Annotated in this window: 3 protein-coding genes; all 3 read right to left on the bottom strand. The window is 71.1% G+C overall.

Annotated features, from left to right (window positions below; all coding sequences use genetic code 11):
- A partial coding sequence (locus VIB55_RS07380; protein WP_331876027.1) for a class I tRNA ligase family protein occupies positions 1 to 1,190 on the bottom strand: 1,190 nt, incomplete at its 3' end.
- A 172-nt stretch (positions 1,191 to 1,362) separates the two neighbouring features.
- Entirely contained in the window at positions 1,363 to 1,536 is a 174-nt protein-coding gene (locus VIB55_RS07375; RefSeq protein ID WP_331876026.1) for a hypothetical protein, read from the bottom strand.
- Complete coding sequence (locus tag VIB55_RS07370) at positions 1,533 to 2,786, bottom strand: M20/M25/M40 family metallo-hydrolase (protein WP_331876025.1); 1,254 nt, start codon at positions 2,784 to 2,786, stop codon at positions 1,533 to 1,535. Before VIB55_RS07370 ends, VIB55_RS07375 begins: the two co-directional genes overlap by 4 nt.
- Positions 2,787 to 3,221: the final 435 nt, after the last annotated feature.

Here is a 3,221-nt window from a genome sequence, read left to right as displayed (position 1 = left end):
GTGAAGCGGATGCGCCCCTCGCGCGAGGCGGCCAGCGCCGGCTCGGCGAGCGGCTTCATCTTCACGAACCACTGCTCGGACAGGCGCGGCTCCACCACGGTGTCGCAGCGGTAGCAGTGCGGCACCGCGTGCGTGTGCTCCTCCACCTTCTCCAGCAGCCCCAGTTCCTCGAACGAGGTCACCACGGCGCGGCGCGCCTCGAAGCGGTCCATCCCGCGGAATGGCTCCGGTGCCTCGTCGTTGACGGCCGCCTCGGGCGTCATCACGTTCAGCGTCGCGACGCCGGTGCGCTGCGCCACCTCGAAGTCGTTGGGGTCGTGCGCCGGCGTAAGCTTCACCGCGCCCGAGCCGAACTCCGGGTCAACGTACTCGTCCGCGACGACAGGAATGCGGCGGCCCGTCAGCGGCAGTTCCAGCTCGCGCCCCACCAGCGCCGCGTACCGCTCGTCACCGGGATGCACCGCCACGCCGGTGTCGCCCAGCATGGTCTCGGGCCGGGTGGTGGCGATGGTCATGTACTGGCGGCCGTCCGGCAGGCGCGGCAGTCCGGGAATCTCAGCCCCGTCCGCCAGCGGGTAGCGCAGGTGCCACAGCTTGCCCTGAGTCTCCGCCGGCTCCGCCTCTTCGTCGCTGAGCGCCGTCAGGCAGCGCGGGCACCAGTTGATGATGCGATGTCCGCGGTAGACGCGCCCCTTCTCGTACAGGGTGACGAACACCTCGCGGACGGCGCGCGACAGGCTTTCGTCCAGCGTAAATCGCGTGCGCGTCCAATCCGCCGAGGCGCCGATGGCCCGCAGCTGCTGAAGGATGACGCCGCCCGTCTCGTGCACGAACTCCCACACGCGTCCAACGAACGCCTCGCGCCCCAGGTCGTACCGGGTCTTGCCCTCCTTGGCGACGAGACGCTCGACGACGTTCTGCGTGGCGATGCCCGCGTGGTCCGTCCCGGGCAGCCAGAGCGCCTCGCGCCCCTGCATGCGCCGCCAGCGGATGAGGACGTCCTGGATGGTGTTGTTCAGCCCATGCCCCATGTGGAGCATGGCCGTAACGTTGGGCGGGGGGATGACGATGACGTACGGCTCGCGCTCCGACGCCGCGTCGGCACGAAAGAATCCCTGCTCCTCCCACCAACGGTAGAGGGCGTCTTCGTTTTCCTGCGGGTTGTACTGCGGCGGCAGCGGCTCGGCCATTCGCTTTCTCGTCTCCATACCAGGCACGGGGCAGAACGCGGATTCTACCTGAGTCTACAGGACGGGTCAAGCCAAGTTCCGTCCGTGCCCGGCTGAATATCCGCCCCGCTGAACGGCGAAAGCCCCGCGTGGAGCGAGGCTTCCATCCTGAACCGTCGATACGCTGAGCGGATCAGGGGCCCGCGGACCGTCGACGCCGCGCGGCGAAGCGGGCCAGCAGGCGGGCGACGAGAAGCCCCGCCGCGGCGACGATGATGATGCTGGTCGTCAGGTCGTACCGGTTGCGCAGGGAAACGAACGCCAGCGCGGCGACCACCGCCAGCATCGCGAGTCGCACGACGTTCATCGCACACCCGTGAGCGTGAGGACGAACAGAAGCGCCCACTGCGTGCCCAGGTGGCTGTCCGCCGTGTCGAACCACTCGCTCAGGGAGTGCGCCCCGCCGCCCTTACCCCCGCCGTCGATGGTCACCGCCGGAATGCCCAGGCTGATGGGGATGTTGGCGTCGGTGCTGCTGGCGATGGCGGGCACGTCGAAGCCCAGCGAGCGCCCCGCCGCGTTGGCCGCGCGCACGATGGCGGCATCGGCCGGCTGCGACCCGGCGGGGCGGATGCCGATCGTGTCGACGGACACCGTCAGCCGCTCGCCGGACTGCCAGCGGGCGTTCTCCTCCGCCAGCGCTTCGCGGATGGCAGCCTGGAAACGGTCGTCCACGGCCTGCAGCGCCCCCGCATCCACCGAGCGCATGTCCACCTGCATCGACGCGTTCATGGCGATGGAGTTCACCGACGTGCCGCCCTGGATCACCCCCACGCTGAACGTCACGCGGGGATCGGCGGGCACCTGGAACTCCGACACCTTGGCGATGGCGCGGCCCAGCGCGTGGACGGGGTTCGGCACGCCGAAGTCGCCGTAGCTGTGTCCGCCGGGGCCGCGGAAGGTGACGGTGTAGCGGTGGCTGCCGACGGCGTCCTTCGTCAGCCCCAGCCCGGTGCCGTCGACGGAAATGAAGTAGTCCACCCGGTCCTTCAGCTCGTGGCTGAACAGGTGCCGCACCCCGCGCAGGTTCCCCGCCCCCTCCTCGCCCACGGTGCCCACGAAGATGATGGTGCCACGCGTCCGCACCTGCGCCTGGTCCATGGCCCGGGCGATCCCCAGCAGGATGGCCAGCCCGCGGCAGTCGTCGCCGATGCCCGGCGCGCGCAGGATCGTGCCCTCGCGTCGCACGCTGACGTCGGTGCCCTCGGGGAACACCGTGTCCAGGTGCCCGGAGATGACGACGACGGGCTCGCCGGGTGCGCCCGGCCGCTCCGCGATCACATTGCCGACGGAATCGATGCGCACGTTCCGCAGCCCCATGGCGGCGAACCGGGCGCGCAGGTCTTCGGCGCGGCGGGCCTCCTTGAACGGCGGCGCCTCGATCTGGCAGATGGCGATCTGGTCTTCGATGGTGCGCGGCTCGTCCTGGCGCGCGTACTCCAGCGCCTGCCGCACCCGCGCGTTGCGGTCGGGAACGCGAAGGTCCTGCGCCTGCACGGCGGAGGCGGCGAGCAGCGCCAGCGCGGGCGCGGCGGCAAGGCGAACGGAGATCGGCATGGGCGCGACCGGCGGCTTGGGCGATGGGTGATGCTGTGCGTTCGAATGTAGGCAGTGGCCGAGTGAGGCGCGAGGGCCGGCGGGAGCCAAGCAGAGGCGCTTCGGAGGGATGGGGTGCGCGGGCCGGGCGCCCCCCATCCCCGACCCTTCCCCCGCAAACTGCGCGGGGGAAGGGAGCCAGTTCGGTGCGCCCGGCCAGCCGAAGTGCAGTTCAGGTCTCCCCCTCCCCTGCGCAGCGGGGGATGGGGGCCGGGGGGAGGGGGCTCCCGCGCGTGCGAGGCACCCTGTCGCATCGGGATTGAAGTTCCCCCCTCTCCCGCGCGGTTTGCGGGGGAGGGGCCGGGGGAGGGGGAACCAGGAGACGGGGCCGGGGCCTTGGGTATCGTGACCGCTGCCGCGCCCGGACGGAGAGGCGCCCCGTGGTAGATCCTTCGG

The organism is Longimicrobium sp., from assembly GCF_036554565.1.
In the GTDB taxonomy this organism is placed as follows: domain Bacteria; phylum Gemmatimonadota; class Gemmatimonadetes; order Longimicrobiales; family Longimicrobiaceae; genus Longimicrobium.
The sequence above is the reverse complement of the archived record's forward strand: the minus strand, read 5'-3'. Positions and strand labels throughout refer to the sequence as shown.

Bases quoted from the DNA above. Each gene is read 5' to 3' on its own strand.
- VIB55_RS07375 (WP_331876026.1), bottom strand. From the start codon at position 1,536: ATGAACGTCGTGCGACTCGCGATGCTGGCGGTGGTCGCCGCGCTGGCG.
- VIB55_RS07370 (WP_331876025.1), bottom strand. From the start codon at position 2,786: ATGCCGATCTCCGTTCGCCTTGCCGCCGCGCCCGCGCTGGCGCTGCTC.